This is a genomic window from Synechococcus sp. CBW1107, assembly GCF_015841355.1.
Classification (GTDB): domain Bacteria; phylum Cyanobacteriota; class Cyanobacteriia; order PCC-6307; family Cyanobiaceae; genus Regnicoccus_A.
The window spans coordinates 1,674,619-1,699,884 of record NZ_CP064908.1 but is presented as its reverse complement, the minus strand read 5'-3'; the positions used below and the strand labels follow the sequence as shown (position 1 = coordinate 1,699,884).

At 67.1% G+C, this 25,266-nt stretch carries 32 protein-coding genes and 1 tRNA gene; 15 read left to right on the top strand and 18 right to left on the bottom strand.

Going from position 1 to position 25,266, the window contains the following annotated elements:
• Position 1 precedes the first annotated feature (1 nt).
• Positions 2-862 carry a polyamine aminopropyltransferase gene (speE, locus tag I1E95_RS08820; RefSeq protein WP_197161409.1) on the bottom strand — a complete coding sequence of 287 codons (861 nt, stop codon included), beginning with the start codon at positions 860-862 and terminating at the stop codon, positions 2-4.
• Positions 863-958: 96 nt separating this feature from the next.
• Here speE and I1E95_RS08815 point away from each other — a divergent pair, with 96 nt between their 5' ends.
• Together I1E95_RS08815 and arfB are read left to right on the top strand one after the other, a co-directional pair.
• Complete coding sequence (locus I1E95_RS08815; protein WP_197161407.1) at positions 959-1,702, top strand: carbonic anhydrase; 744 nt, start codon at positions 959-961, stop codon at positions 1,700-1,702.
• A gap of 18 nt (positions 1,703-1,720) precedes the next feature.
• The gene (arfB, locus tag I1E95_RS08810; protein ID WP_197161404.1) at positions 1,721-2,155 is read left to right on the top strand and encodes an alternative ribosome rescue aminoacyl-tRNA hydrolase ArfB; all 435 of its coding nucleotides are present in this window, start codon (positions 1,721-1,723) and stop codon (positions 2,153-2,155) included.
• A 17-nt stretch (positions 2,156-2,172) separates the two neighbouring features.
• Here the strand turns inward: arfB and mazG are convergent, their stop codons facing one another.
• Together mazG and I1E95_RS08800 are read right to left on the bottom strand one after the other, a co-directional pair.
• Positions 2,173-3,099 (bottom strand): nucleoside triphosphate pyrophosphohydrolase, encoded by a 927-nt coding sequence (gene mazG, locus I1E95_RS08805; RefSeq protein WP_231594510.1) that lies wholly within the window; start codon positions 3,097-3,099, stop codon positions 2,173-2,175.
• A gap of 27 nt (positions 3,100-3,126) precedes the next feature.
• The gene (locus I1E95_RS08800) at positions 3,127-3,630 is read right to left on the bottom strand and encodes a metal-binding protein (protein ID WP_197161399.1); all 504 of its coding nucleotides are present in this window, start codon (positions 3,628-3,630) and stop codon (positions 3,127-3,129) included.
• 41 nt (positions 3,631-3,671) lie between these two features.
• Between I1E95_RS08800 and I1E95_RS08795 the strand changes: the two genes are divergently transcribed.
• A tRNA-Val gene (locus I1E95_RS08795) sits at positions 3,672-3,743 on the top strand.
• A gap of 178 nt (positions 3,744-3,921) precedes the next feature.
• Here I1E95_RS08795 and I1E95_RS17250 read toward each other — a convergent pair.
• The 5 genes from I1E95_RS17250 to I1E95_RS08770 form a co-directional block, all read right to left on the bottom strand.
• A complete protein-coding gene (locus tag I1E95_RS17250; RefSeq protein WP_370594532.1) occupies positions 3,922-4,287 on the bottom strand; it encodes a hypothetical protein in 366 nt (121 codons plus the stop codon).
• Complete coding sequence (locus I1E95_RS08790) at positions 4,212-5,072, bottom strand: hypothetical protein (protein ID WP_231594509.1); 861 nt, start codon at positions 5,070-5,072, stop codon at positions 4,212-4,214. The genes I1E95_RS17250 and I1E95_RS08790 overlap by 76 nt, the downstream gene beginning before the upstream one ends.
• A complete protein-coding gene (locus tag I1E95_RS08785; RefSeq protein ID WP_197161397.1) occupies positions 5,065-5,526 on the bottom strand; it encodes a hypothetical protein in 462 nt (153 codons plus the stop codon). The genes I1E95_RS08790 and I1E95_RS08785 overlap by 8 nt, the downstream gene beginning before the upstream one ends.
• Before the next feature lie 677 nt (positions 5,527-6,203).
• Entirely contained in the window at positions 6,204-6,344 is a 141-nt protein-coding gene (locus tag I1E95_RS08775) for a hypothetical protein (RefSeq protein ID WP_197161393.1), read from the bottom strand.
• Between the two features lie 28 nt (positions 6,345-6,372).
• The gene (locus I1E95_RS08770) at positions 6,373-8,616 is read right to left on the bottom strand and encodes a glycosyltransferase (RefSeq protein WP_197161391.1); all 2,244 of its coding nucleotides are present in this window, start codon (positions 8,614-8,616) and stop codon (positions 6,373-6,375) included.
• 391 nt (positions 8,617-9,007) lie between these two features.
• Here I1E95_RS08770 and I1E95_RS08765 point away from each other — a divergent pair, with 391 nt between their 5' ends.
• Both I1E95_RS08765 and I1E95_RS08760 read left to right on the top strand, forming a co-directional pair.
• Positions 9,008-9,274 carry a CDGSH iron-sulfur domain-containing protein gene (locus I1E95_RS08765; protein ID WP_197161389.1) on the top strand — a complete coding sequence of 89 codons (267 nt, stop codon included), beginning with the start codon at positions 9,008-9,010 and terminating at the stop codon, positions 9,272-9,274.
• On the top strand, positions 9,256-9,645 hold the full coding sequence (locus I1E95_RS08760; protein ID WP_231594508.1) for a VOC family protein: 390 nt from the start codon (positions 9,256-9,258) through the stop codon (positions 9,643-9,645). Before I1E95_RS08765 ends, I1E95_RS08760 begins: the two co-directional genes overlap by 19 nt.
• 49 nt (positions 9,646-9,694) lie before the next feature.
• Here I1E95_RS08760 and I1E95_RS08755 read toward each other — a convergent pair whose 3' ends face one another.
• Complete coding sequence (locus I1E95_RS08755) at positions 9,695-11,497, bottom strand: DUF2207 domain-containing protein (RefSeq protein ID WP_197161374.1); 1,803 nt, start codon at positions 11,495-11,497, stop codon at positions 9,695-9,697.
• Positions 11,490-12,044: a LemA family protein gene (locus tag I1E95_RS08750; RefSeq protein ID WP_197161372.1), complete on the bottom strand. Its 555-nt coding sequence runs from the start codon at positions 12,042-12,044 to the stop codon at positions 11,490-11,492. The genes I1E95_RS08755 and I1E95_RS08750 overlap by 8 nt, the downstream gene beginning before the upstream one ends.
• Before the next feature lie 322 nt (positions 12,045-12,366).
• Here I1E95_RS08750 and I1E95_RS08745 point away from each other — a divergent pair, with 322 nt between their 5' ends.
• Positions 12,367-12,861 (top strand): hypothetical protein, encoded by a 495-nt coding sequence (locus I1E95_RS08745; RefSeq protein WP_197161369.1) that lies wholly within the window; start codon positions 12,367-12,369, stop codon positions 12,859-12,861.
• Positions 12,862-12,876: 15 nt separating this feature from the next.
• On the opposite strand, the gene I1E95_RS08740 is transcribed toward I1E95_RS08745, so the two are convergent.
• The gene (locus I1E95_RS08740) at positions 12,877-13,317 is read right to left on the bottom strand and encodes a PPC domain-containing DNA-binding protein (RefSeq protein ID WP_197161366.1); all 441 of its coding nucleotides are present in this window, start codon (positions 13,315-13,317) and stop codon (positions 12,877-12,879) included.
• 193 nt (positions 13,318-13,510) lie between these two features.
• Here I1E95_RS08740 and I1E95_RS08735 point away from each other — a divergent pair, with 193 nt between their 5' ends.
• Positions 13,511-13,846, top strand: a complete 336-nt coding sequence (locus I1E95_RS08735; protein WP_197161364.1) for a hypothetical protein — start codon at positions 13,511-13,513, stop codon at positions 13,844-13,846.
• Between the two features lie 128 nt (positions 13,847-13,974).
• Here I1E95_RS08735 and I1E95_RS08730 read toward each other — a convergent pair whose 3' ends face one another.
• A complete protein-coding gene (locus tag I1E95_RS08730) occupies positions 13,975-14,178 on the bottom strand; it encodes a hypothetical protein (RefSeq protein WP_197161361.1) in 204 nt (67 codons plus the stop codon).
• 184 nt (positions 14,179-14,362) lie between these two features.
• Here I1E95_RS08730 and I1E95_RS08725 point away from each other — a divergent pair, with 184 nt between their 5' ends.
• Positions 14,363-15,040, top strand: a complete 678-nt coding sequence (locus I1E95_RS08725; RefSeq protein ID WP_197161358.1) for a sulfotransferase family 2 domain-containing protein — start codon at positions 14,363-14,365, stop codon at positions 15,038-15,040.
• An 83-nt stretch (positions 15,041-15,123) separates the two neighbouring features.
• Positions 15,124-15,543 carry a nuclear transport factor 2 family protein gene (locus I1E95_RS08720; RefSeq protein ID WP_197161355.1) on the top strand — a complete coding sequence of 140 codons (420 nt, stop codon included), beginning with the start codon at positions 15,124-15,126 and terminating at the stop codon, positions 15,541-15,543.
• A gap of 142 nt (positions 15,544-15,685) precedes the next feature.
• Here I1E95_RS08720 and I1E95_RS08715 read toward each other — a convergent pair whose 3' ends face one another.
• Positions 15,686-16,114, bottom strand: a complete 429-nt coding sequence (locus I1E95_RS08715) for a thiol-disulfide oxidoreductase DCC family protein (RefSeq protein ID WP_197161353.1) — start codon at positions 16,112-16,114, stop codon at positions 15,686-15,688.
• A gap of 127 nt (positions 16,115-16,241) precedes the next feature.
• On the opposite strand from I1E95_RS08715, the gene I1E95_RS08710 reads away from it, so the two are divergent.
• Entirely contained in the window at positions 16,242-16,850 is a 609-nt protein-coding gene (locus tag I1E95_RS08710) for a methyltransferase domain-containing protein (RefSeq protein WP_231594507.1), read from the top strand.
• A gap of 117 nt (positions 16,851-16,967) precedes the next feature.
• Here I1E95_RS08710 and I1E95_RS08705 read toward each other — a convergent pair whose 3' ends face one another.
• Positions 16,968-17,336, bottom strand: coding sequence for an AbrB family transcriptional regulator (locus I1E95_RS08705; protein ID WP_197161348.1), 369 nt, complete (start codon positions 17,334-17,336; stop codon positions 16,968-16,970).
• Positions 17,337-17,676: 340 nt separating this feature from the next.
• On the opposite strand from I1E95_RS08705, the gene I1E95_RS08700 reads away from it, so the two are divergent.
• The 5 genes from I1E95_RS08700 to I1E95_RS08680 all read left to right on the top strand — a co-directional run bounded on the left by I1E95_RS08700 (position 17,677) and on the right by I1E95_RS08680 (position 21,308).
• On the top strand, positions 17,677-18,555 hold the full coding sequence (locus I1E95_RS08700) for a GNAT family N-acetyltransferase (RefSeq protein WP_197161346.1): 879 nt from the start codon (positions 17,677-17,679) through the stop codon (positions 18,553-18,555).
• Positions 18,556-18,669: 114 nt separating this feature from the next.
• The gene (locus tag I1E95_RS08695) at positions 18,670-19,581 is read left to right on the top strand and encodes an ion channel (protein WP_197161343.1); all 912 of its coding nucleotides are present in this window, start codon (positions 18,670-18,672) and stop codon (positions 19,579-19,581) included.
• Complete coding sequence (locus tag I1E95_RS08690) at positions 19,544-19,978, top strand: DCC1-like thiol-disulfide oxidoreductase family protein (RefSeq protein ID WP_197161341.1); 435 nt, start codon at positions 19,544-19,546, stop codon at positions 19,976-19,978. The genes I1E95_RS08695 and I1E95_RS08690 overlap by 38 nt, the downstream gene beginning before the upstream one ends.
• A 19-nt stretch (positions 19,979-19,997) precedes the next feature.
• Positions 19,998-20,447 (top strand): hypothetical protein, encoded by a 450-nt coding sequence (locus I1E95_RS08685; RefSeq protein ID WP_197161338.1) that lies wholly within the window; start codon positions 19,998-20,000, stop codon positions 20,445-20,447.
• A gap of 21 nt (positions 20,448-20,468) precedes the next feature.
• Positions 20,469-21,308: a gamma-glutamylcyclotransferase gene (locus tag I1E95_RS08680; protein ID WP_197161335.1), complete on the top strand. Its 840-nt coding sequence runs from the start codon at positions 20,469-20,471 to the stop codon at positions 21,306-21,308.
• Here the strand turns inward: I1E95_RS08680 and I1E95_RS08675 are convergent.
• From I1E95_RS08675 to I1E95_RS08660, 4 genes are read right to left on the bottom strand one after another with little or no spacing between them, the layout of a single operon-like run.
• Positions 21,305-22,300, bottom strand: coding sequence for an ABC transporter ATP-binding protein (locus I1E95_RS08675; protein WP_197161332.1), 996 nt, complete (start codon positions 22,298-22,300; stop codon positions 21,305-21,307). The two genes, I1E95_RS08680 and I1E95_RS08675, sit on opposite strands and share 4 nt — an antisense overlap.
• Positions 22,297-23,106 (bottom strand): carbohydrate ABC transporter permease, encoded by an 810-nt coding sequence (locus I1E95_RS08670; protein WP_197161329.1) that lies wholly within the window; start codon positions 23,104-23,106, stop codon positions 22,297-22,299. Before I1E95_RS08670 ends, I1E95_RS08675 begins: the two co-directional genes overlap by 4 nt.
• Positions 23,106-23,963 carry a carbohydrate ABC transporter permease gene (locus I1E95_RS08665; RefSeq protein WP_197161326.1) on the bottom strand — a complete coding sequence of 286 codons (858 nt, stop codon included), beginning with the start codon at positions 23,961-23,963 and terminating at the stop codon, positions 23,106-23,108. The genes I1E95_RS08670 and I1E95_RS08665 overlap by 1 nt, the downstream gene beginning before the upstream one ends.
• Entirely contained in the window at positions 23,960-25,252 is a 1,293-nt protein-coding gene (locus tag I1E95_RS08660; RefSeq protein ID WP_197161323.1) for an ABC transporter substrate-binding protein, read from the bottom strand. Before I1E95_RS08660 ends, I1E95_RS08665 begins: the two co-directional genes overlap by 4 nt.
• Positions 25,253-25,266: the final 14 nt, after the last annotated feature.

Here is a 25,266-nt window from a genome sequence, read left to right as displayed (position 1 = left end):
CTCAGGCCTGGGGGTGGTCAAGGGCCCGCTCGATGCCGGCGGGAATGGCGTCGAAGGCACCGCGCTGCCAGCGGGGCGACCAGATCTCACAGCCATCCGCCACCGCCGCGGCCCGCTCGGGCCTGGGCTCCAGATAGCGGCGGCCGTCGACGGCCGCGAAGGTCCAGCTCCACCAGCCGCTGGGGTACATCGGCACCCAGCCATAGAGGGGATCGGCGTGGCCGAACACGTCCCGCAGCAGCCGCACGGTGGCCAGGTGCACCTCACGAAAGGCCTCGGGGGATTCGCTCTGGGTGGCAAACACACCTCCGGACCGCAGCAGGCGGCGGCACTGCTGGAAGAAGGCCCGGTTGAACAGGCCCTCAGCTGGGCCTGCGGGGTCGGAGCCGTCCACGATCACCACGTCGTAACTGGCGGCGGGGGCCGCCGACACCCAGGCGATGCCATCCCCCACGGTGAGCTGAAAGCGTGGGTCGTCCCAGCAGCCTCCACCGAGGGAGGGCAGGTAGCGCCGGGCGCACTCCACCACCAGTCCATCGATCTCCACCAGATCGAGGTGCTGCACGCCGGGGTGGCGCAGGCACTCCCGGGCCGTGCCACCGTCGCCGCCGCCGATCACCAGCACCCGCTCGAGGTTGGCGGCGGCACACAGGGCCGGATGCACCAGCGGTTCGTGGTAGTGACGTTCCTGGCCCTCGGCCGTCATCCAGCAGCCATCGAGCAGCAGCCCTTTGCCGTAGCGCCGGCTCTCGATGATCGTGATCCGCTGGTAGGGGCTGGACTGCTCCAGCAGCACCTGGGCTTCCAGGCCGTAGCGCACGCCCTGGTGAATTTCATCCACCCAGCCAGCGGTTGGATCCATGGCTGCTGACTCCCGGAGCCGCCCTAGCTAAGCCTCCAGAGGAGCACCCTGTCACCCAGGCGTCCCTGAGCCCGCACCATCGATGACTCTGAGCCGATGACCCTGACCCGACGGGAGTGGCTGCAGCGCGCAGGCCTGGCCGCCGGCGCGCTGGCCCTGCCCGGGCTGAGCCCGGCCCGGGCGGAGGCCGGCCCGCTCACCCCTGAACTGGAGCAGAGCCTGGCGGCCTGCTCGCCCCACGACGATCCGCTCGGCAGCCTGCTGCGCCGCAATGGCCAGTTCAGCCGTGCCTGGCAGGCTGCCGCCACGGCCGGCAGCCCCCAGGAGCGCACCGCGGTGATGAACGCCCTCTGGCAGAGCAGCTGTCAGGTGGACCCCAGCGCCATGGCCAGCGGCCAGCGGCCCTGGGCGGCCCTGCTGAGCTGCGCTGATTCCCGGGTCTCTCCGGAGTGGATCTTCGTGTCGGGATCCGGCGAGCTGTTCGATGTGCGCTGCGCGGGCAACACCGCCTTCGACGACGGCGTCGCCTCGCTGGAGTACGCGGTGGCGGAACTGGCGGTGCCGCTGATCCTGGTGATGGGCCACAGCGGGTGCGGCGCCGTCACTGCCGCCCTGGCCGAGGCACCGCTCACCCCCCTGCTGGAGCACCTGGTCACACCGATCCGGGCGGCGCTGGAGCCGGGCGACGACCTCAGCCTGGCGATCCGCCACAACGCCTGCCACTCCGCCCGGGAGCTGAGCCGTCGCAGCGCCCTGCTGCGGGAGGCGGTGAGCGCCGGGCGGCTGAGGATCCAGCCCGCCTGGTTCGACATCGCCAGCGGCACGGTGGCGCTGCTGTGAGTCACCCAGGGGCGATCGATGCCTGACCTGCCTCTGAACGAGCGGCTGGTGATTCCGGCGACCGAGCTGAGCTGGCGCTTCTCACGCTCCTCGGGTCCTGGCGGCCAGGGGGTGAACACCACCGATTCACGGGTGGAGCTGGTGTTCGATCTGGAGGCCACCACGGCGCTGCCGCCTCTGCTCAAGGCCCGGGCCCTGCGGCGGCTGGAGGGGCGCCTGCTGGATGGCGCGCTGGTGCTCACGGCGTCGGAGCACCGGTCCCAGTGGCAGAACCGCCAGGCAGCTCTGCGACGGCTGGCGGAGCTGCTGCGCTCCGCCATCGAACCTCCACCACCGCCCCGCCGGCGCACCAAGCCCACCCGGGGTTCGGTGGAGCGGCGCCTGAGTGCCAAGAAGCAACGGGGTGCGATCAAGGGTCAGCGCCGGTCGCGGCCCCCTCTCCCCGACGACTGAGCCGCTGGGCCGGCAGCTCACGCCGAGGAGTTCCGGCCTCCGGCCTCCGTGCGGATCTGCGCCTTGGCCTGCTGCCAGAGGGCCTCCAGCTCAGAGAGGGTCTGGCCCTCAAGAGTCCCGCCAAGGGCCGCCTCCACTCGGGAGAAACGATCCAGGAAGCGACGGTTGGTGCCCGCCAGGCCGGCCTCCGGATCCAGGCCACACCAGCGGCCCACGTTCACCAGGGTGAAGAGCACATCCCCCAGCTCCTCCTGGGCATGGGCCCTGTCGCCGCTGGCCACGGCCTGCTTGAGCTCATCGAGCTCCTCGTGCACCTTGTCCCACACCCCCTCGATCGACTCCCACTCGAAGCCGGCGGCAGCGGCCTTGCGCGAGATGGTCATGGCCCCGGCCAGGGCGGGCTGGCCCCGAACCTTGCCGGCCAGGCGATCGCTCAGTGGACTGACGGAGGGTTCCCCCGCGTCTGCGGTGGTGGATCCGGAGACGCCGGATCTTGCCCTGGCGCTGGCCTCCCGGGCCTTGATGGCCTCCCAGCTGACCTTCACCGCGGCGCTGTCGCCTGCCACCCCCCGCTCAGAGGCCGTGGCGGAGGCCGAAAACACGTGGGGATGGCGCCGCACCAGCTTGTCGTGAAGGCCACGGCTGATCGCGGTGAGATCGAAGCGGCCCGCCTCGCTGGCGATCTGGGCGTGCAGCAGCACCTGCAACAGCAGATCGCCCAGCTCCTCCGCCAGATGAAGGTCGTCTCCATGGCGAATCGCGTCGGCCACCTCATGGGCCTCCTCCAGCACGTAGGGCACCAGGGAGGCATGGGTCTGCTCGAGATCCCATGGGCACCCGTTTTCGGGATCGCGCAGCCGGGCCACCACCGCGATCAGCCCGGCAAGGGCCTCCAGGGTGGGGTCCTGGTCGGAGGGATCGAGGCGGGAAGCGGGGCCGGTCACAGGCCGCTGAGCCACAGGGCCACCGTCCTAACGCCGGTTGCGCTTCCGCCGCAGCAGCCGGGGCGGGCGCGGCAGCGGATCACCATCCTGGAGCAGATGCAGCCAGCTGCTCGCCTCCACCCCCACCAGCGCCGCCACCAGCAGGGGCCGCTGCTGGCTCCAGAGCCCACGGCCCGCCTCCAGCAGCGACCCGGGGCCAGGGGCTCCCAGGGGGGAGAGCAGCGCACTCAGCGCCATCACCACCACCCCCAGGTAGACCAGCCGGAACGCTGAACCCAGCAGCGGGCTGTGGGAGAGGAGAGAGCGGTGGCGCAGCCCTCGGCGGTAGGGCCACCAGAGCAGGGCGAGCGGGCCCCAGCGCCGGCTGGGGTTGGAGTGGGTGTCGAGGTCGGGGGAAAGCCAGAGCCCACCGGCCAGGAAGCCAGCGGCTGCGCTGGCCACCCCCGCCAGCCCCAGCCATGGCCACCACACCAGTGCGAAAGGCAGGCTCAGCAGCCAGGTGGCACGGTCATGGCTGCGGCCACTGGCCATGGTGGGAGCAGGGTCATGGTGTGGGGGCAGAATGCCGCTAAGCGCGATTAGCTCAGCGGTAGAGCGCCTGCCTTACAAGCAGGATGTCGCTGGTTCGAACCCAGCATCGCGCATCTCATCAAAACCACTCCAGCACAGGTTTTCTCGGCAGATGGCCTGGATGAGCGCGGTAGCACAAAGGGGACTTTGTCAGGGAATTCCTGCGCGAATTTCGGGACTAAAAGCCGGACTCAAGCTCCTCACCGTTCAGTGACTCCGGGAGGAGCAACTATGTCGAAGGGAAGTCCGGCCTCAAGACCGCACCTGGCTCTTCAGCAGCTGTTCCTGCTCCGCCTCCACGGCATTCCGGTAGGCACTGATGAAGTGGTTGGGCCCGATATCGCTACTCATGGGAGGAAACACCCATTGCTCTCCAGCATGAACATAAGTCAACGAGTTAGTCCTTGTCGGTGGAAGCGATGGCACCAGATCACCGAGATTCACGACCCGATAGGTGTTGGGCAGGAGTCGACTGTAGTGCTCAACGAATTCGGGATCGCCCAACCTCGGCCCTGCATAGCTGTAAAGTCGTACATTATCTCTTAAAGCAGGCAGCTTCTGTGCAATGTCAAGGGCTGCAAGCATAGCGAGAGGCGATCCAAGGCTATGGCCAGACACAAAGAGTGGCCTTGACGGATCCAATCGCTGAGCGGCAGCGATGATTGGCTTGGACAACTCAGAATAGATTGTCGAAATCCATAGTGGATTGCACCCTTGAAGTCGAAACGTGGGACAGCCTCCGATCGAACCTGATTGGCGCGCAGCGTTTCCAGCCATTCGTTTGCCCGCTGAGTGCCCCGCAGAATCAGGATATTATGGGTGTCACCACGAAGAACAAATCCCCAGAAGACAGGATAACTCCACTTGATCACCATAGCCTGGCCAGCAAGATGCTGAACAAGATTCTTTAGTCTCGCTGTTCCTGCCACAAGCGGGTCATTCAAGAGATTCCCCTCAACATCGATGGCGCGAGTGGCTGTGACTGTCTCAGGCCCCTTGATGGAAGCAACCTGAATATACTGATCCAAGCGCGGGCTATGGCTCGGCAAACCCGTGATGGAGCCTTGAAAACGCAAGTCAAACTTACCCGTTAAATACTGCTCTGTGGCCAAGCGACTGCATTGGATCAGGATTTTAGAAATAGCACGATCGTAGGGTGCATCTGGCGACTGAATAGTGAGTGATGCGAGAATTTTTTCAATTTCAGCCGATGACTCCAAGTCTCCCTCGATGGCCTGATTCACGGCACTCTGCACATATTTCGGATTATCAAGAAAGGCTTCCGTCAGGCCTTGCTGCTCGACCTCCAGAGCATGACGACGCATCGCCTCATGCATACCGGAAAGCAATCCGCCAACGCCAAGGCCTGCCACCAGAACTTGCCGGCGAGTCAGTTTACTCATGACCACCTACGACATACTCATGCGAGTATTTCCTAATAAAGCCAAGAAAGAAAAACTGGTTGACTGCTGCTCCAAATGTCCACGTGCCGCTCATCAGAGCGCCGGATAGTGAAAAGTGGTCAACAAGTGGAATTGACACACCCAACACGACAAGGATGAGCCAGGTCAGAACAGCCACCACCAAAGCACCCAAGACATTCAAGACCTCTCCACCAATAGTGATCGGGTTAATTACGATTGCGAACTGCCAACACCTGCCGACATGCCAGATCATGGTCAAGAGGAGAGCTGCAGCGATGATTAGAATGGGGGTCAACAACTTTGGAGCAAGGCCCAGGATCCCAAGGCCAATGGCATAATCAACAACCAGCCGTTGTGCGCGCCGATAACGGCGCATCAGCGTCAGCAAACCAGCCTCTGAGGAGCTTGCAGAACGTTCGGTCGCGTTCTTCATGGGAATCTGAGTCTAAGCAGGTCGTGTACTTGCATTGTCTCGAGGACAGTCGTTTGGCTACGTGATTAAGCACATCCGCGCTTAATCACGTAGCCATTGATACTCATCGATGCCGATGATGTGCATTCCTTGGCATGGGGACATTGTCATGGCATGAAAATACCTCGAAAATCTAGAAGTTTCGACTGGGCGGAGAAGCGGAATTCGATCACTGCCATCAAAGCATTGCCCGCGCTCTCAAGCCCGGAATGACTAGCCATCCACTGTTCACCCCTCTCGAAGATCCAGCCGCAGAGAAGATTCATGCAGGCGCCAAGCTTGAGTCTTCCATGAAACAAGCTCTTTGGCTCACCTGCGTATTACCAAGCAAATCTGGTTTTAAGCCAAGGTTCGCTTATCGCCAATGTGTCATTAGCCGTGGCCGCCGGGGGAGCCAGCGGATGGAGCCCCGTAAACCTTTTCAGTGCTCAATACACGGTGCTTAACTCTGAGGGCGAAACAATTACCTCTGACAGTGAAACATTTCAACTCTGATGATTTTGGTGACCGATCCTCCAGGGATGGGTGTATTGATCGACTTCAATTTCAAGTGGTCGCCTGCAGTCTGACGGCAAAACCAGAGTCGATCCTGCAGGTCAACAACTGTCAGGAGGCGACCATACGGCGACGTTCCTGGCTCAGAAGTATCCACGGCCAGTCCCCTCAGCATGGTCGTGTCGAGCCTGGCGTTCCAGCACGGCGAGGACTCCGTCGTCGGTGTTCCCCACCACCGAACCACCACCGTCCACCCGCTCCAAGGCCGTTACGCCTGGACTCACGGCCAGGAGGGCTGCACCGGGGACGGTTTCAACGTGATTCGGCGAGCTGCGCCAACGCTCCATGGTTCTGCTCCCGAGCCTTGGGGCCTGCAGCAGAGATCAGGCTGCGCCGAAACCAGCCCTGGGCCGGCACGGGCTGGAGCAGCAGGGCCAGTACAGCCAGCAGGGCCTTGGGCTCGAATGGGGCCTGACGGCTGGGCCATTCGCCGGATCCCCGGTACAGCAACGCCTGCAGGGCGTCGGTCTGGGAATCACTGAGGGGGCCCCAGCGGCAGCCGATCAGCAACAGACCTCGCTCGTGGCGGCGCTGCTCGGGCCACAGAGGCAGGACGTCCCCAGGGCGCCCGGGCAAGGCCAAGCCCCAGCTGCCAGCGTCAGCGGGGAGTTCGTCGCCAGGGAAGTTGCCGCCAGGTTCGGCCAGAGCGAGTTCCACCCCCTGCTCGCTGATGGCCAGGATCCGGGCAGGCCGTTCCCCGCCGGGTGCATGCAATGGCAGGGTCAGCCCATCGATGCGCAGCCAGGGCACCGGGTTGTCCTGAGTGCGGTCCCAGCAGGTGCGCAGCGCCAGCAGCAGGCTGGTGCTGCCCAGCAGGGACCAGGTGAGGCCAAGGGCCTGGTTGGCGGGAGCGAGGCTGGAGGCTGCGGCACCGATCGCTCCAGCCGTGCCGGGTCCGACGATCAGCAGGGTGAGGTTGAGCAGCTGCAGCCCCAGCAGCCCCAGCAACGGCACCAGCAGTCGCTGCTCAGGACCGGGCCGGGCCCAGCCGCTGATCGCCTTGGGAGTGACCCGGAAGTGCTGGGGCCGGCCCGCCAGGGTGCTGAGCACGGCCCCCACGAGCGGCAGCAGAAAGATCCAGCGGTAGAGCTCCGGCAGCAGGGCGTTGCGGGCGTCGCGGCTGAACCAGCTCACCAGCAGCAGTTGAGACAGGTAGAACGGCAAGGCCATGGTCACCAGGCCTGGTCCCCGCACCAGGATCGGGGCCACTCCCAGCAGCCCCAGGGAGAGCGGCATCAGCAGCAACAGCAGCTGGGGCACCACGTTGAACCAGTGGAGGATGCCCTCCAGGTAGGCGATCCGCTGCAGAGGAGTGAGGCCGGCGATGGTGAAGGGATTGGCGCCCGTGCGCAGGGTCTGCAGGGTTCCGCTGGCCCAGCGACAGCGCTGGCGTGCCATGGCCCCGATCGTGAACGGCGCCAGCCCGGCGCTCAGCTTTGCGTCGAGGTAGAGGTTGCGGTAGCCCGCCGCCGCCAGCCGGATGCCGGTGGCCAGATCTTCGGAGGGGGTTCCGGTCTCGAAGCCACCCACCCGCTCCAGGGCCGAGCGACGCATCACGAACGAGGTACCGGCACAGACCACGGCTCCGACCGCCTGGCGGGTGGGCTCGATCCAGCGGTAGAAGCTCTCCTCATCGGGCATGAGCCAGCGCTCCAGCCGCAGGTTGCGCATCACCGGATCGGCGTTCATGTACGTCTGGGGGGTCTGAACGAACCCCACCCGCGGATCGGTGAACAGGCCCACGCTGCGAGCCAGGAAGGCAGCCCGCGGAACCACATCGGCGTCGAAGACCGCCAACAGCTCACCGTTGAGATGGGGGAGGGCGTGGTTGAGGTTGCCCGCCTTGGCATGGGTGTTGCCGTCACGGCTCAGGTAGCGGCAGCCAAGACGGCGGCAGAGCCGGCTCAGCTCCGGGCGCGCGCTGTCATCGAGAAGCCAGACCTGGTGGCGCGGGTAGTCCATCGCCAGGCAGCCGCTCAGGCAGCGCTCGATCAGGTCGACCGGTTCACCACAGCTGGGCACCAGCACGTCAACCGTCGGAACGCGCCAGGGTTCCCAGGCGATCCGCTGCTGCAGGGTGGACTCGGCGGCGGCGGCCTCCTGTTGAACGGGCGGCTGCCGGGCCCAGGTGAGCCAGAGCTGCAGCAGGCCATTGGCCAGCAGGGTGAGCTCCGCCGCGAGCATCAGCAGACCCAGGCCGGTGCTGATGGGCGTGGCCAGGTTGAGGGTTGCCCCGATCCGCCAGACCAGGTAACGGGCCCCCAGAAGGGTGATCACCACCACGGCCGAGCGCCGGGCGACCAGGGGCAGGGTCTGCTCCGGTCGACAGGTCAGCCAGCCGCACCAGAGCGCCACGACCAGGGCCGGGAGCGGCACGGTCCAGCCGGGCAGCATGGCCGTCGGGCTCACCAGGGCGGCGGTCAGCAGCGGCAGAGCGGCCCAGAGGACGATCTGCATCGGCCGCCGCTGGGTCAGGCCGTTGGGGAGGCGGATCACACGCTCGCTCCAGGGGGAAGGGGCTACTGGTGGACTACCGGGGAACACGCCAAATGGATGGAGCGGCCGTGTGACCTTTGGGGCCAGCAACCTCTGGGCTGTCTCAGGAAGTCCAGGCTCCGCTCAGAATTTAGGGAACAGAACCGGTGGAGCGCGTCCCCCATTCCCCAGGACGTGAAGAGGAACCAGCCACACGCTCCTGCCTCTGGTTCAGTCCCATGTCCGCTGGACCGCCTGGTCAGCAAGGCAAGCCGATCCTCCCCAGCTCCGGCGCCAAAGTGGTTTCCACCGCCCTGAGCCGGAAACGCCATGACCACGACCCTGGAGCAACCCACCGCACTCCGGTGCACTTGCCAGGACTGCACGTGCACGGTGCAGTCCTGCGCAGGCCATGGCTGAACCTGCTCCGACTCCGGCAGGACCGGTTCCTCTGGTGCTGCCCGCCGGCTGCCACCATCTCTGCAGCTGTGGGCGCAGCCGCCACGGCTGGTTCTGCGATGGCGCCCACCTGGGCACCGGGCTGATCGCCCGTGAGCTTCAGCTGCAGGAGTCCACCACCGTTCTGATGTGCGGGTGCGGCCGCTCCCGCCGCTATCCCCTCTGCGACGGTCATCACGAACAACCGCTGCGCCGGGCCTGGTGGCGGCGGTGGAGATGAACGGGTCGATCGTGCTGGCGGCGGATGCTCCCGCTGCTTTGGCGGACTTCTACGCAGGGCTGCTGGGCGTGGAACCGCAGCAGGGGCTGAGTGCCACACACTGGCGCGTGCCCTGGCCCCCAGGCGGATGGCTGGAGATCTATGCCCCGTCGAGCAGCAGGCCCCAGCCCCGGCGGCAGGGGCGGCTGGCCCTCTGCCTGCAGCGCGCCGCCGCCGGAGCGGATCCCATGGCCGAGCTCCACGACTGGCTGGAGTCGGCGACACGAACGGGGGCCTCGGTGCTGGAACCGCCGCGGCAGGAATCCTTCGGGGTGGAGGCCTGGTTAGGCGACCCGGAAGGGAACCGGCTGCTTCTGCTGGTGCAGCGCTGATCCCAGCAGGCAGGGCCGGCTCCTCAGCCCTGAAGCTCCTGGGGTCGCCTCAGAACCCACCGCCGCCGCCACCGCCATCCCCGCCGCCGGAGCTGCCGCCCCCCGAACTGCCGCTGGAGCTGGAACTGCTCGGCGATGACTGCATGGCGCTGCTGGTGCTGTTGCAGCACTGATCGAGGCTGGAGCCGAAACCGACCATGTCAAAGCCGTCGCCGCTGCCGACATACCAGCTCGGCGGCGCCTGCACGATGCCCTGGAAAGCGGCTGCCCAGGCCGTCGTCAGGCCGGCCACCATCGCGTAAGGGAGGAAGCGCTCGAACAGCTCCGGCGTGAGGATCACCTTCTCGAAACGGGGAGCATCGACCCGGCGCAGAAACTCCTGGAACCCCAGGGTCTGGCGCAGCACCTCCACTCCCCGGGGCGTCCGGCTCGGCATGATCCAGGCGAACACGCCGATCAGCACCAGCGTGACCAGCAGGCAGAGGCCCGTGAGCCATGGATCGGCCACCGCCTGCAGCCGGGAGAGATCTTGGGGGAGCAGCACCGTGGCCAGCACCATGGCCACCACCACCGCCACGATGCCGCCCACGAGGGTGACGGCCCGCACCGTGCCGGGCCAGCGCCGGTAGAAACCCTCCGCCAGCACCGTTTCGCGCACCAGCTTCTCGAAACCGGGCACATGAACGTAGAAGTGGTCGCGCAGCTCCTTGGTGTCCACGCTCTCGCCGATCTCACGGGAGGGGAACAAATGCTCGAGCAGGTAGGTCTCGTGGGGTGCCAGGCCCTTCCACTGCCGGGTGGTGGTGAGCAGGGTGAACCGGTAGTGCTTCGCAAGCGGCAGGAACAGCAGGGTGTGCGCCAGCTCCTCGATGCGCAGGTGACCCTTCACCGCCAGGTCCACCAGCGTGGCCCCCAGCGTCACGCTGCCCACGCTCTCCTGCACCAGGCTCCCCAGCACCGCTGCCGGCAGGGCGCCGGGGGGTTCATAGACCACCGGCACCGAACCCAGGGCCGGATCGCGGCCGTACAGCCACCAGACGCGGCCCAGGATCAGCCCGGTGACCAGCGGCAGCAGCAGGGCCAGCCGCCCCTGCAGCCAGGCCAGTGCCCGTTGCGTCGCTGAACGGGGCGTCACCAGCCCCTTGTCGAAGCCCACCGCCAGGGTCAGCCCTTCGCCCGGCTCCAGGCGCCGGGTGCTCACGGCCGTCACCTCCCGCTCGCCGATGACCAGGCGGGCGTCCTGGCCCCTGGCCCCCAACGGGCCCGTGTACACCGAGGCGTGCAGCCCCCGGGCCCCCTCGGGCAGCTGCACGCGGGCACTGACCCGATCGATCGGGATCTCCCACGCATTGCCCGTCACGTTCCAGTTGAGCTCGTCGTGGTCCGGGTAGAAGCGCAGGCCGTTGCGCACCCGGTAGCGCAGCACCACCGTGCGGGTGGCGTCTTCGGCCCCGGGCACGAAGATGCGCAGATCCAGGTCGTTGCCGAGGCGGCGTGTTTCGGTGCGGTAGGCGTGGCCAGCGCCATCGCTGGCCGAGACCAGCGTCAGCCCCAGGGGTTCGAGGCCGTCAGGGCGTCTCGCCAGCACGGGAATCTCGCGGCGCAATCCGTTCCACTTCCCCTGGAAGCGGGCGGTGAGTGTCTCGCTCACCGCCACCGAGCCATCCCGGGCCACGTCGGCCACCATCTGGAAGCCCGTGAGTTCCAGCTGCCGCTCGGCCGCCCCGGCCGCCCAGTCACCGCGCGGCATGAGCAGCAGCAGACTCAGCCCCAGTCCCAGCAGCAGGGTGAGCAACCGCCCACCGCGGCGATGGAGGGGCCGGCGCTCGGGGGCTGAAGCGCCCTCAGCCACCGAAATCGACCCGGGGAACGGCAGCCTCGGAGCGGTCGCTGAGCTCGAAGAACGGGCGCGCACGGATGCCGAAACCGCTGGCCACCAGGTTGGAGGGGAACTGGACGATCGCCGTGTTGAGATCGCGCACGACGGCGTTGTAGTAGCGCCGGGCGTTCTGAAGGGCCTCCTCGATCCTGCCCAGGTCGTCCTGCAGGGCCCTGTAGCTCTCCACCGCCCGCAGGGCCGGGTACGCCTCCGCCAGGGCGAACAGCCGGCCGAGCGAAGCCCCCAGCTGCTGCTCCGCCTGTTGCTGCTGGGCCGGGCCACGCGCGGCGATGGCGGCACTGCGGGCCTCGATCACGGCCCGGAAACTCTCCTTCTCGTGGCTGGCATAGCCCTTCACCGTCTCCACCAGGTTGGGGATCAGGTCATGGCGCCGTTTCAACTGGACGTCGATGTCAGCCCAGGCGTTGTCGGCCTGCACGCCCAGCTGGGCCAGCCGGTTGTAGAGGACGATCAGCCCCAGGGCCAGGGCCACCACCAGGGCCAGCAGCAGCAGGGCCATCACGCCAGCGGCGGAGATGGATCGAGCCTAGGAGTCTGTCGCCCAGGTTCTCCAGGCAGGACTCGAGCGGGTGAGCGGGCCGGGGGTGATTCACCAGTGGATTCACCCAGATGGGTGATGGACAGGACGGGGCGCCCGGACGGAGCGTGAAGAGGTCCAGAGTCTCTTGGGGCACTCCCCACGAGGTCGTCAACCACGCACGAATCACAGGGGTCAGTCAGAGGACCGCCCCCAGGACGGACTGAACATGACCACCATCAAGTTGCAGCTGAACAGACCCGAGTGGCATCTTCAGTACCGCGAAGGCGGGGTGATGCGCTGGATGGCCTTCGACGGAACGATGCCGGAGCATCGCTCCATCGCCGCGATCGATCGCTGCATGACACGAGAGGCGACCGAGCTGATCTGGACAGGTCATGTCAACGATCTTCAGAGCAGTCCCCCGTCCGATCACGTCCTGCGGCTTGCCAAGCAGCGACGCCTGCCGAATCTGGCAGCCTCCATCTACCTGAGAACCGCCAGAAAAGAGCTGCTGGGTCTTGATCAGTATCAGGCCGAAGGCGTCGTGTACATCTGGCTGCCAACCAGTGCGTTCGACTCCCTCTGGACCGGCATGAGCCACAGGCCAGAAGCCGACGAGACCATGACACTCTCCCTGATCACGACATCCCCCGGGAGCGGCCTCAGCGGCACCGGTGATTCCATCAACGGTGAAGCACTGGCCTGGTTGATCGAGGTTGAGAATCCAATCCTGATCCATGACTTGGACGTCTCGATTCACAGGTCCCTGGCGGCCATCCAACTACCCGCCGGCTGAAGGAGGGCGAGGAATTCAAGGGGACGACGGGAGGCTGGGCAGGTCAACTGGTTCCATCCCTTGCCGCTGCCTGATCTGCAGCTCCCGGAATCCGGTGGCCGGATCGATCTCGCGGCGAAACGACCAGTCCGGCAGCACACCCACCACCAGCTCGGCGGTGGTGCGCACGAGTGAGCCGACGCAGAGGTGACCACCGATCACCAGGCCCTGTCCATCGGCGATGCTGAGATGCAGGTGGGCTCCATTCAGCGCAAGCGTTCCTGCCAGCGAGAGGATCTCGAACTCTCCACTCATCCGGGTGGGCTCAAGGCCACCGGCCAGTCGCAGGCACGCCGTCGACAGGCTGCCGATGCCGCTGATCACGCATCCCGCCTGCTCGTCCCGGTCGACCAGAAGCTGCTCAAGGCCAAGGCGCAGATCAGTGCCAGGCCCCAGGCGGATCGGCACCACTCGCATGGGTGCATCTCCCAGACCACAATCCAGGGACTCTGCCAGTCTTGCCTGGGAGAAGGAGCAGCATGTCCTGGTCGAGGACAAGCCCTTCCTCGACGGACTCCATCGTCCATCGGCAATGCGACCATCTGAACTGACCTCCGGCGCTGCTGGGGCAGCCATTCCCCTGCTCGTTCTCTCGGCTCTCTCGGGGGGGATGGCTGCGTCCGGCGCAGAGCGGCTCGAAGCGATCCCACCTGCCTTCCAGGGGGTGTGGATGGCTGAGGAGCGGCACTGTCGCGGCCCGGCCACCGACGAGTCATGGATGCGGATCGAGCCCCGGCGGATCAGCTTCTACGAAAGCAGCGGGCCGGTGCTGGCCGTGGTGAGCCAGGGCCGTCGCTCGATCGGCTTCATCAGCGAGCTCTCCGGTGAGGGGAGCACCTGGCTCCACCTGGGACACCTGCAACTTGAGGAGGCGGGCGACCGGCTGAGCCTGGAGGTGGTGGGGGTGGCCGGCGCGACCCGGCGGGTGCGCTGTTCCGCACCCTGAGTCCCGGCCGCAGGGGTGCAGCATGACGGGTGATCAGGGTGCGCACAGCCTCAGGTCACAGCCCATCCCTGGACCTGCCTGGCGGGACCTGGGTCCGGGAAGGTTCAGTGCGCCGTTGCCGCCGTCGCTCAGGCCGCCAGTGGTCGATCAGCTTCGACGCCGATCTCCAGCTGTTCCCAGACTCTGCGGTAGGCCGCGGTCTGAACTCCGCTCCAGGGATGGGAGGCCGGGTGGCAACGCGCCACCAGCCTGGCCAGGTCCCGGCGGCTTCCGGGCATGGTGTTGAGGCCCAGGACAGCCAGAGCTGCCCAGTAGTCCGCTGACGGTCCCATGGCTGTCATCGATCAAGCAAGGGGAAGCGGATGATCGCAGGCGAGGATTCCGGATCAAGGCGAGAGGCCCAAATCGTCGAGGATCTTGATGGACCCGATGGCAGGACAGCCTTGACACGATCGTTCAGCCAGGCGGTTTCACCTGGTCCACCAGGCCCGGCCAAGGCTTGTTCTTCCCTGATTCATGTTCAACCAACTGCTGTCAGCAACGAAGGCCTCCAAGGCCCTGGTGACACGACTCAACCTGATTCACAACTACAAACACGATGTCTTCCCGCCACAGTTTCGCCGCGACAATCTCATTTTCCTGCCAATCCCAGGCAGCGGCGGCGACCTGTTCCTCGATGCCTATCTTGGATTCCAGATCAACCCGCTCACCGTGGAGCAGTGCTTCAGGTCTGATCGACTGTTCTTCGGCTCCGCTTTCGTCTATGCCTTCGTCCGACATCCCATCGACCGCTTCCTCACGGCGATGCGGCTGGTTGCGGCAGGCCAGGAGCTCCGTGGCCTGAGCGCACTTCGCCATGACCTCAGCCGCCTGGGATCCGGGGTCGAGGCCGTGGCCACCAACCTGCAGGCCGCATCCCCGCTGCTGGAGCATCCACTGCTCCGGCCGCAGCACCAGTTCCTGCGCTACAAAGGTAAGCTCTACGTCGACCGGGTCTTCAAAGCGGAAACCTGGGACATCGATCTTGCCCTGCTGCGGGAGATCACAGGCATCAAACTGCGCACACCCGACCTCCATCAGGTGGAAGCAGCCCTATCAACCGACAACGACAGTTCGGCCCCCCTCAGCCTTGCGGCGAAGGCCAACCTTCAGCGGGTGTACCAGGAGGATTTCGAACTGTTCGGTTACAGCTGAGCCATTGACGCCATTGATCCTGGGGTGGCTCACCACAGGGGCAGGGCGGGTCCTGTGGAATGGGAGCGTTCAACACCACAACCATGGATCAAGCCAGGCTGCAAGCCCTGTTCACCAAGCCGTACGGCACTCCGCCCCCGGGAGACGCGCAGTGGCGCTCCCTCTACGCCGAAGACGTGCATTTTCAGGATCCCACCCAGGAACGGCATGGGCTTGCGGCCTACATCCAGGCACAGGAGGGCCTCGTGAAGCGCTGTGATGACATCTATCTGAAGCCTGGGGCGATCGCGATCGACGGCAAGACCGCCTTCGTGGAGTGGGAGATGGGCCTGAAGATCAAAGGCATCGAGTTCATCTATCCCGGCACGACCCGACTGCTGCTCAACGACGTGGGTCTGATCGTCGACCACCGCGACTACTTCGACTTCGTGGGGCCAACCTTCTCGCCGGTTCCAGTCGTGGGGGGATTTGTGCGCTGGCTGTACAGACGCTTCGTGGACTGAGAGTGGTGGACCACCGACGGACTGATGCCATCAGGGTCCCACCAGTGATGCAGAGGCACCCCGGGAGAAGATCGTCGCCGGAGATGCACCGGTTGGGCCGGGCACGGACTCGATGGCGCTGGGACCTCCTGGCTGTCGCGGCTCAGCTGGACGCCACTGGTGAGGAGCGGCAGGCGGCGGCCTCACGCCCGGCGCAGAGGGTGTCGAGATCGGGGCGGCCGGTGATGCGCAGTCGCAGGCGCGCCCAGAGTCGATAGACCACCTGGGCCAGCGGGCCGATCACGGGCCACTCGACGGGGGCATAGATCCAACCGAGCCCCACCAGGCGGTAGGCCTCCTGGAACACCGCCAGATCGCGCAGCACGCGGCCATCGGCGGTGATCCCGTGAACGCGGCCCATCGCCTCGCGATAGCTGATCCCCTGGAAGGCGTCAGGGTCATAGAGCGGATCATCGACATCAACGAAGCGAATCGCTCCACGGCCGCCATCACGACGGCCGAGACTCTCCACCTCACGCCTGCAGAGTGGACAGGCTCCGTCGTAGAGAAGGATCATCTCGGGGATGGCCATCGAATGACCTTAGGGCCGGATCTTGCCTGAGACAGCTGGAATCACGGCTCGCTCAACGCCGGATTACCGCCCACTCTCCCCCTGCCATCTTCACAGGATCTGGCCCATGACGACGCAGGACACTGACTTGACCGCAACGGCCTGGGATCAGCGTTACCTGGAGGGTCGTGATGGATGGGAACTCGGCCAGGCGGCTCCGCCGTTGCAACAGTTTCTGAACGAGCATCCTCTCTCACCCAAGCCTCCGGGCCGGGTGCTGGTGCCCGGTTGCGGCCGCGGCCATGAAGCGCGGCTGCTGGCTGGCCTCGGCTTCTCGGTGACAGGAATCGACATCAGCACCGAAGCGCTGCGCGAAGCCCGCAGGCTGGATCAGCCCGGCGTGTCCTGTCAGTGGCTGCAGCTGGATGTCCTCGACCCTGTCGCGCTGAACAAGGAGGGATTGGCAGCGGCCAGCATGATCGGTGTGGTGGAGCACACCTGCTTCTGCGCGATCGATCCAGCCCGGCGCGGAGCCTATGCCAGGAGCATGGGGACCCTGGTGGCACCGGGAGGCTGGTTTCTGGGACTGTTCTGGTGCCACTCCCGCAGCGGCGGACCACCGTTCGGCTCTCAACCTGAGCAGGTGAACGGGTTACTGGAGAGCGTCGGCTTTGAAGCCGCAGTGTGGGGGCCCGCTCAGGGCGGGCTGCCCAGCCGGGATAACGAATGGCTCGGTCTCTGGCGGCGGAGAAGCTGAGCGCACCAGGGAAAATCCCTGCAGCCCTCGTTTGAAGGCCGCAGGGCTCAGCGAAGTGATGGCAGAGGCCAACCCCCTGCTGCGGCAAGGCGGTGCCCCGCCGTCACACTGAGACGATCACTCGTCTTCGTCGTCGCCCCCGACAGGAACGAGACGGATCTGCTTGCGGCCGAGCTTGATCTGGAACTCATCGCCGGGCTTGAGGTCGATCAGGGCGGTGTAGGCCTTGCCGATCAGCAGGTTGCCGTTGAACTGAACCTTGGTGACGTAGCTGAGCTTGCGGCCACTCTTGCCGGCACCGGCGCCGCCGCCGGCACCGAGGCTGACGCCCTTGGCCTCCAGCAGCGCTTCGTAGAAGGCCGTGAAGTTAAGCCGCTCACTGCCGTCTTTCTTGGAACTCACGTAGCCGCAGCTGCGCACCAGGTCGGACTTGGAGGCATCACCCATCTCCTTCACCTTGGCGAGCAGGTCAGGTCCGGTGAGCATGACGTTCGTGTCTTGGAACGATCAAATCATAGCAATCGAACAGATGCTTTGACCAGGAAACAGCTCCCAGTTCAGGCCAACAACCTCCGCAAACTGATGACCGAATGCAAGCCGCATGCCGCTTGACGGAAGGCCACATCATCCCCTTGGTTTTCGCGGGGCGGGCTCACCGCCGCGATGGATCTTCTCGGGGGACCGACTCACCACCCCCCCAGCCATCCCGCTGAAGGCCATCACCAGCTCCGGACCTGAGCACAACGAATCTCAGCCAGGATGTGGGCGATCGGGCATCCCAGGGGTCGCCACGTTGGCTGCCAGTCCACCTTTCACGATCCGGCCGATGGCCGAGTCACACCTGCCGCTGGTGACGGAATGGGCCCGTCGGGAAGGTTTCTGCCCTGGTGTGGGCGACACCGGTGTGTATCGCCATACCGATGCCGCTGGTCTCTGGGTGGGCTGCCTGGGGGAGGAGCCGGTGGGATGTATCGCGGGCATTCGTTACGACGAACGCTATGGATTCATCGGCCTGTTCCTTGTGCGGCCGGCCTTCCGCGGCCGCGGCTACGGAGTGGCGCTCTGGCGTCAGGCCCTCGCGCATCTCGATGGGGTGGCCTGCATCGGCCTGGAGGCGGCGCCCGAGCGACTGATCGACTACAGCCACTGGGGCTTCAAGGCGGCTTACAACACCCTCCGCTGGCGCCTGCCATCTGCCAGCCGCGCTCGTTGCAGCGGAGGTCAGCTGCCGGCGGGGTTTGCCGTGGTGGCTGCGGCGGAGCTGGGCGCGGATGCCGGCAGCAACGAACTGGTGCTGACCTATGACGCCCGCCATGAAGCCACTCCGCGCCCCCACTTCCTGGGGGAATGGCTGCGGCAGGACAGCGGCACCGTGGAGCTGGTGCGCGATGAGCTGGGCTGCTGCCGCGGCTTCGGGCGGATCAGACCCTGCCTGCTCCCCGATGACGCCGGCGCCGTGGGCTGGCGGCTGGGCCCCCTGCTGGCGGATGCTCCGCCGCTCGCCGGTGCCTTGCTCGATCGGCTCTGCTCGGAGCGGAGCGGGCCGGTGCTGATCGACGCCCCCGAAGTCAATCCCAGGGCCCATCGACTGCTGGAGCAGCGCGGCTTCCAGATCGCCGGCCGCACCGTGCGCATGTACCGGGGAACCCCTCCCGAGCTGCCACTGGGGGACATCTATGGCCTGGCCTGCCTGGAGCTGGGCTGAGACAACCTTCTGGCTAACCTGACTCTGCCGGCTGGCGATGGTGGAGCCCCCCGATCACCGGCTGGGGGTGCCGTCGGCAACGGAGCGCTCTCCTGCCTCCCCGCTTCCGAACCCATGAGCCCTTTCCGTTCCCTGCGGACCCGACCGAGCCGCCTGCGCCCCGTGCGCCTGCTCAAGCTCGATGGCGTCTACCGCGCCGACAACATCGACAGCCTGATCAGCCAGTGGCGGGAGCCCTACCGGCTGATGCTCAGCGTGCCCTGGCCGGGCTTCCTGCTGCTGATCGCCCTGGCCTACCTGGGCACCAACGTCGTCTTCGCCCTGCTCTATCTGCTGGATGCCCCCGGCATCGGCGGACTGCCCCCGGGCCAGATGGCAGGCTTCAGCGACGCCTTCTTCTTCAGCGTTCAGACCCTGGGCTCGATCGGCTACGGCGTGCTCCATCCCGTCTCGCCGCTGGTGAACGCGCTGGTCACCCTGCAGGCCTTCGTGAGCCTGGTGTTCACCGCCGTGACCACCGGCCTGGTGTTCGCCCGTTTCTCCCGCAGCCGGGCGGAGATCCGCTTCAGCGAGGTGGCCACGGTCCAGCCCTGGGATGGGCGGCCCTGCCTCACCTTCCGCATCGCCAACGTGCACCACAACAATCTGGTCAGCGCGCAGGTGCAGGCCTATCTGGCCATCGATGAACGCAGCGTCGAAGGCGAAACGATGCGCCGCCTGCACCGGCTGGAGCTGGTGCGCGGCCAGGCCTTCCTGTTCCAGCTGATGTGGACGGTGATGCACCCCATCGGTCCCGACAGCCCCCTGCACGGCCTGGGCCAGGCCGAGTTGCGCGCCGCCCACGGGGAGGTGCTGGTGGCGTTCGAGGGCGTCGATGAAACAGTGCGCAGCCCGGTGTTCAAACGCGCCGCGTACACCAGCAGCCAGATCCGCTTCGACGAAACCTTCGTCGATATCGTCAAAGATGACCAGAGCGAGTTCCGCTGTCTTGATTTCAGCCGCTTCAACGACACCCGCCAGCGCTGAAACCGGCACCATCCAGCTGGTGTTTGACGGTGGCTGTCCCTTCTGCAGCGCGTTTGCCGCCATGGGCGAACTGCGTGGGGGTCTGCCTCAGCTGCGGATCATCGATGGCCGCGCCGATCACGCCTTGCGCCGGCAGCTCAAGGCACGGGGTTTCGATCTGGCCAGGGGGGCGGTGCTGATCGAGGGTGAGCACTGCTGGCATGGGGCCGAGGCTGTGCAGCGGCTCTGCGCTCAGTTGCGGCCAAGTTCCACCCTGCTGAGCCTGCTCACAACGGTGTTCGGCGAAGAGGAGCGCAGCCGCAGGCTCTACCCCCTGCTGCTGGCCGCCCGCCGTGGTGCCCTGGCCCTGCGGGGACTGCCGGTCGATCCGGATGACACCGCCCGGCTTAGCCTCTGACGTCAGCGATCGCGGCGCCATGAGCTATCTGCGCGAGATCATGGTCCGGCTGCGGGAGCGCTCCGGTGCCAGCGATTCCGGCCACGAGCCGCTTGCCGTTCCCTACAGCCCCCTGACCGAGCGGGTGCTCGAGGAGCATCTGCAGACCTACCGCGAGCGCCTTCAGGCCTGCAGTGACGCCATGCTCCCCTACGAATGGGCCTGGCTCGAGGACCACCTCGCCACCCTCCAGCTCTCCAGCGGCCAGCAGGCGATGCAGAACGTGCTGGGAGGGCCTCAGCGGGTGGCCGATCTGCTGCGCGAAACCCGCTGCTTCCAGGCTGAAGTGCGCGGGGAACTGAGCCGGCGGGGCCTCGAGCCCGGCAACCGCACGGCGCCACTGGCCGCACAGGAGCATGCCTGGGAACTGAGCAACCCGGCCATCCGCCAGGAGTGGGGCATCGAGCCGGCCGATCCCCTCCCCGGCTGAGGCGAGGCAGGCGGGCGTCCGATGTCCGAGCTGGTGTTCGTCTACGGGAGCCTGAAGCGGGGGGAGCCCAACCACCCCTGGCTCCACGGCAGCCACTTCCTCGGGCGGCGGCGCCTGGTGGGAGCCAGGCTGCACGACCTCGGCCCCTACCCGATGGCGGTGCCTGCCGCCGCTGAGCTGAAACTGGATGAGCCCCGGGAACCACCGGAACCCGCGCTGATCCATGGCGAGCTGTATGCCCTGGAGGGGAGCGTCCTGTCCCGGCTCGATCAGCTTGAAGACGTGCCCCGCGAGTACCAGCGCCAGCGCTGGCAGTTGAGCGACGGCAGCCTGGCCTGGCTGTACCTGGGCCGCCATGAGCAGGTGATCGGCCTGCCGCTGGTGCCCTACGGCGACTGGAGGAGCACCCCGGTGTTCAGCTACGGCTCGAACCTCTGCCCCTCCCAGCTGGCACGGCGCTGTCCGCGCTGGGATGGCAGCGGCCTGGTGGCGCGGCTGGAGGGCTGGCGCTGGGGGATCAACAAACGGCGCCTGGGCCGCGCCCCGGGCGAAGGGGCCGCTGGGCTGGTGCGTCACAGCGGCGCCCACTGCTGGGGAGTGGTGCACCATCACAGCCCGGATGATCGGGCCGCCCTCGACCACTGCGAGGGCGTGGCGGCCGGTCACTACGGCCACCAGAGGGTCCAGGTGATCACCGACAGCGGCGAGCGCCTCGACGCCCTCACCTACGTGCCCACTCCCGCCTGGCGCACCCCAGGGCTGAGCGCCGGCGGCGACTACGCCGCGGCCATCCTGCGGGGAGCCCGCCACTGGCGTCTGCCGGAGGCCTGGCTGGGCCTGCTGGAGGCTGAGCTGCGCTAGGCGAGCCGCCGGCCACTGCCGGATTCGAACCACAGTTCGCGCGCCGCCGGCCAGCCCAGCCCCATGGTTTCGCCCACCTCCACCCGGCCATCGCAGACCATGCGCCAGCGGCCGTGGGGCGTGTCGAGCTGGAGCAGCTGGCTGGCCCCCTGCCACTCACGCAGCAGCACCCGGGCCGGCAGCCCCCCTTCCGTCACGGGCTCCAGGTGTTCCGGGCGGACCGCCCGGATGCGGCCGGCCTCGGCGGGCAGCACATTGATGCGCGGTCGGCCGATGAAGCCGGCCACGAAAAGATTGGCGGGCTCGTCGTAGAGCTCACGGGGGGTGCCGATCTGCTGCAGCCGCCCCTGCTGCAGCACGGCGATGCGGTCGGCCAGGCCCATGGCCTCCTGCTGATCGTGGGTCACATAGACCACAGGCTGGGGGCCGCCGCAGAGCAACAGGCGCAGCTCCGCGCGCAGGTCCTCGCGCAACTGGGCATCGAGATTGCTCATCGGCTCATCGAGCAGAAACAACCGCGGCTTGCGCACCAGAGCCCGGGCCAGGGCCACCCGCTGGCGCTGACCGCCCGAGAGTTCCGCCGGCCGGCGCCGGCGCTGGGGCTCCAGCTGCAACAGCTCCAGCACCGAGCTGATCTGCTCCGCGATCCGATCGCGGGGGAGGCCGCGCAGCTCCATCCCCAGGGAGAGGTTCCGCTCCACCGTGAGGTGGGGGTAGAGGGCATAGCTCTGGAACACCATCCCCACCTGCCTGCGGCTGGGCGGCTGCCGGGTGATGTCGTCGCCATCGAGGCGGATGCTGCCGGCGCTGGGCTGATCGAGCCCGGCGATCAGCCTCAGGGTGGTGGTCTTGCCGCAGCCGCTGGGGCCCAGCAGTGCCAGGCACTCCCCCGGCGCCACGCCGAGGTTGAGGCCGTCGAGCACGAGGGTGCCGCCGACGCGTCTCTCCAGCCCCTCGAGCACCAGGCCCTGCGGCCGCTGAATACCGCTCATTTGACGGCCCCCTGGGTCAGGCCCGCCACGATCGGCTTCTGGAAGATCACCACCAGGGCCAGCAGCGGCAGGCTGCCCAGCACGGTGGCCGCCGCGAAGGCGCCATAGGGAACGGTGTACACGGAGGAACCGGCGATGCGGGCGATGGCGATGGGCAGGGTGAGCAGCTCCTGGCGGCTGATCCAGGTGAGGGCGATCGGGTATTCGTTCCAGCTGAACAGGAACACCAGCAGCCCGGTGCTGGCGCTGGCGGGGGCGATCAGCGGCAGCAGCACCCAGCGCAGCCGCTGCCAGAGGTTGAGGCCCTCCAGCACGGCAGATTCCTCCAGCTCCGGCGGCAGATCCCGGAACGCCGCCCCCAGCAGCAACACCGCCAGAGGCAGGGAGAGGCCGGCGTAGGGCAGGCTCAGCGCCAGCAGATGGTTGGCCAGCCCGAAGCGCCTGGCCAGCTCCAGCAGCGCCAGGAAGAGCAGCACATAGGGGAACACCGCGGCAGCGAGCAGCACGCCACTCAGCGCCACCCGGATTCCGGCCCGCTGCCGCTGGAGGCCGTAGGCGCAGGGGATGGCCAGCAGCAGGGTCAGGGCCGTGGTGGTCAGCCCCACCACTGTGCTGTTGAGCAGGAAGCGCCAGAAGGGTGGATCACCCGAGAGGATCTGCCGGTAGTTGTCGAAGGTCCAGCCCGTGAGGTCCGCCTGAGGATTCACCAGAGCCGCCCCTGTGCGCAGTGAGGTGTAGAGCTGCCAGAACAGAGGCAGCAAGCTCCAGAGCAGCACGAGCAGCACGGCCAGGCGACGGAACCGCATCAGGATCTCCCCCCCGCCAGCCAGCGCCGGCCCAGCAGCAGAGCGGCGGTGAGACCCAGCAGCAGCATGAACATCCCCAGCATCACCGTGGCGCTGTAGCCGAAATCGAGAAAGCGCATGGCTGAGAGATAGGAATAGAGAGCCAGGGTTTCGGTGCTCCCGGCCGGGCCACCGCCGGTGAGGATCTGCACCAGGTCGAACACTCCCAGCGCCTGGGCCAGCCGGAACAGCACGGCAAGGAAGACATAGGGCAGCAGCAGCGGCAGGGTGATCCGGCGCAGAGCCTGAGCGGGTGTGCCGCCCTCCAGGGCGAAGGCCTCGTAGAGGTCCATGGGGATCGACTGCAGTCCGGCCAGCAGCAGCAGAGCCACGAAGGGAGTGGTCTTCCAGACATCCGCGAGCACCACCACCAGCCAGGTGCTGGCGGGGCTGCTCAGAAAGGGCAGCGCCGGCAGTCCCAGCGCCTGCACCAGGGCATTGATCGGTCCGTAGGGATCATTGAAGATCCAGCGCCAGCCCAGAGCCATCACCGCGGTGGGCAGGGCCCAGGGCAGCAGGGTGATCGTGCGCACCGCTGTGCGGCCCCGCCAGCTCTGATGCAGCAGCAAGGCCAGGGCCAGCCCCAGCAGCAGCTCCAGCGACACCGACAGCCCGGTGAAGCGCAGGGTCTGAACGGTGTCCTGCCAGAAGCGCTCGTCCTCGAGCAGGCGCAGCCAGTTGGCACCGCCGTTGGGCACCGGCTGCAGGCCGGTGATCACCGAGTCGGCATGGAAGCTGAGCCAGCCGTAACGCAGCAGGGGCACGGCGAAGACCAGCGCCAGCAGCAGCAGAGCGGGCAGCGTGAGCAGAAGGGTCATGACCGCGCCGCCCCGCCGCTGACCCCCACGCCGCTGGCCCTCAGCAACTGGTTGCTGAGGCTCTGGGCCCGCTCCATGCCCTCGGCGGCCACCCGCTCGCCGGTGATCACCTCGCTGAGCTGCCGCTGCAGGATGTCACTGAGCTGGGCATAGAGCGGGCTGAGCGGACGCAGCACCGTGGCCTCCAGCGCCCGGCGCAGCTCCGGCAGCACCGGGTTCGCCGCCACCAGCTCCGGGTCCTCGAACAGGGCCAAGAGCGTGGGGGTGTAGCCCAGCCGCTGAGCCAGGTCCTTCTGAACCTCCGGCGCCGTGAGGGCGGCGATCACCAGTGCGGCCTCGCGGGGATGGGGGCTCTGGCTCACCAGTGAGAATCCCCAGCTGCCCTGGGTGGCGGCTGGGCGCCCCCCGGGGGCGGCCACCATCGTGGTCACGCCCACCTTCCCCCTGACCTGGCTGCCGGGTTTCTGCAGCTCGGCCCAGGCGTAAGGCCAGTTGCGCATCAGGGCGGCATCGCCGGCCTCGAAGCTCTGCAGCGCCTCCGGTTCGGCGAAATTGGCCACCGCCCGAGGGGTGATGCCCTGAACGATCAGCTGGCGCAACCAGGCGGCCGCGGCCACCCCGGCCGGGCTGCCCAGCTCCACTCGATCACCCGAGGCGGAGAGCCAGGTCCCGCCGAAGCCGTGCAGCACCTCCAGGAGGACACAGCTCAGTCCCTCGTACTGGCGGCCCTGCCAGACGTAGCCCCAGCGCACCCGGCCAGCCCGCTGCAGTGCGCCGGCGGTGGCCATCAGCTCGTCGGGGGTGCGCGGGGGCGTCGCCATCAGATCGGTGCGCCAGTAGAGCAGCCCCATGTCGGCCACCAGGGGGATCCGCCAGAGGTGGCCATCGAAGCGGTTGCCCTCCTGAGCCCCCGGCACCACCCCGGCGAGGGCGTCGTCCCCCAGCAGCGGCTCCAGGGGGGCGAGCCAGCCAGCGGCGGCATACTTCGGCGTCCAGGTGACGTCCATCAGCAGCAGGTCGTAGGGGCTGTCCCCCAGCAGCAGGCTGCTGATCGCCAGATCGGAGATGGCCTCGGTCTCGAAGGGGCCCCGGTTCACCCGCAGCACGATGCCGGGATGGCTGCGGTTGAAGCGCTCCACGATCGGCACGGTGGCCTCCACGAACGGCGCCGGCATCAGCGCCGTGACGACCACAGGTGCCTGGCGTTGCGCCCAGAGGGCTCCGGTGGCGATCAGGCCCACAAGCAGGAGAGCCAGGACGGCGTATCGCAGGGTGCTGCGCAGCCCCATGCTCCTCCTCCTGG

Bases quoted from the DNA above. Each gene is read 5' to 3' on its own strand.
- I1E95_RS08790 (WP_231594509.1), bottom strand. From the start codon at position 5,072: ATGAGTAAACTGACTCGCCGGCAAGTTCTGGTGGCAGGCCTTGGCGTT.
- I1E95_RS08740 (WP_197161366.1), bottom strand. From the start codon at position 13,317: ATGCGAGTGGTGCCGATCCGCCTGGGGCCTGGCACTGATCTGCGCCTT.
- I1E95_RS08695 (WP_197161343.1), top strand. From the start codon at position 18,670: ATGAGCCCTTTCCGTTCCCTGCGGACCCGACCGAGCCGCCTGCGCCCC.
- I1E95_RS08800 (WP_197161399.1), bottom strand. From the start codon at position 3,630: ATGGCCAGTGGCCGCAGCCATGACCGTGCCACCTGGCTGCTGAGCCTG.
- I1E95_RS08700 (WP_197161346.1), top strand. From the start codon at position 17,677: ATGGCCGAGTCACACCTGCCGCTGGTGACGGAATGGGCCCGTCGGGAA.
- I1E95_RS08745 (WP_197161369.1), top strand. From the start codon at position 12,367: ATGGCCTTCGACGGAACGATGCCGGAGCATCGCTCCATCGCCGCGATC.
- I1E95_RS08735 (WP_197161364.1), top strand. From the start codon at position 13,511: ATGGCTGCGTCCGGCGCAGAGCGGCTCGAAGCGATCCCACCTGCCTTC.
- I1E95_RS08660 (WP_197161323.1), bottom strand. From the start codon at position 25,252: ATGGGGCTGCGCAGCACCCTGCGATACGCCGTCCTGGCTCTCCTGCTT.
- I1E95_RS08785 (WP_197161397.1), bottom strand. From the start codon at position 5,526: ATGAAGAACGCGACCGAACGTTCTGCAAGCTCCTCAGAGGCTGGTTTG.
- I1E95_RS08670 (WP_197161329.1), bottom strand. From the start codon at position 23,106: ATGCGGTTCCGTCGCCTGGCCGTGCTGCTCGTGCTGCTCTGGAGCTTG.
- I1E95_RS08815 (WP_197161407.1), top strand. From the start codon at position 959: ATGACCCTGACCCGACGGGAGTGGCTGCAGCGCGCAGGCCTGGCCGCC.
- I1E95_RS08765 (WP_197161389.1), top strand. From the start codon at position 9,008: ATGGCTGAACCTGCTCCGACTCCGGCAGGACCGGTTCCTCTGGTGCTG.
- speE (WP_197161409.1), bottom strand. From the start codon at position 862: ATGGATCCAACCGCTGGCTGGGTGGATGAAATTCACCAGGGCGTGCGC.
- I1E95_RS08665 (WP_197161326.1), bottom strand. From the start codon at position 23,963: ATGACCCTTCTGCTCACGCTGCCCGCTCTGCTGCTGCTGGCGCTGGTC.
- I1E95_RS08750 (WP_197161372.1), bottom strand. From the start codon at position 12,044: ATGGCCCTGCTGCTGCTGGCCCTGGTGGTGGCCCTGGCCCTGGGGCTG.
- I1E95_RS08720 (WP_197161355.1), top strand. From the start codon at position 15,124: ATGGATCAAGCCAGGCTGCAAGCCCTGTTCACCAAGCCGTACGGCACT.
- I1E95_RS08680 (WP_197161335.1), top strand. From the start codon at position 20,469: ATGTCCGAGCTGGTGTTCGTCTACGGGAGCCTGAAGCGGGGGGAGCCC.
- arfB (WP_197161404.1), top strand. From the start codon at position 1,721: ATGCCTGACCTGCCTCTGAACGAGCGGCTGGTGATTCCGGCGACCGAG.
- I1E95_RS08725 (WP_197161358.1), top strand. From the start codon at position 14,363: ATGTTCAACCAACTGCTGTCAGCAACGAAGGCCTCCAAGGCCCTGGTG.
- I1E95_RS08675 (WP_197161332.1), bottom strand. From the start codon at position 22,300: ATGAGCGGTATTCAGCGGCCGCAGGGCCTGGTGCTCGAGGGGCTGGAG.
- I1E95_RS08730 (WP_197161361.1), bottom strand. From the start codon at position 14,178: ATGGGACCGTCAGCGGACTACTGGGCAGCTCTGGCTGTCCTGGGCCTC.
- I1E95_RS08705 (WP_197161348.1), bottom strand. From the start codon at position 17,336: ATGCTCACCGGACCTGACCTGCTCGCCAAGGTGAAGGAGATGGGTGAT.
- I1E95_RS08685 (WP_197161338.1), top strand. From the start codon at position 19,998: ATGAGCTATCTGCGCGAGATCATGGTCCGGCTGCGGGAGCGCTCCGGT.
- I1E95_RS08715 (WP_197161353.1), bottom strand. From the start codon at position 16,114: ATGGCCATCCCCGAGATGATCCTTCTCTACGACGGAGCCTGTCCACTC.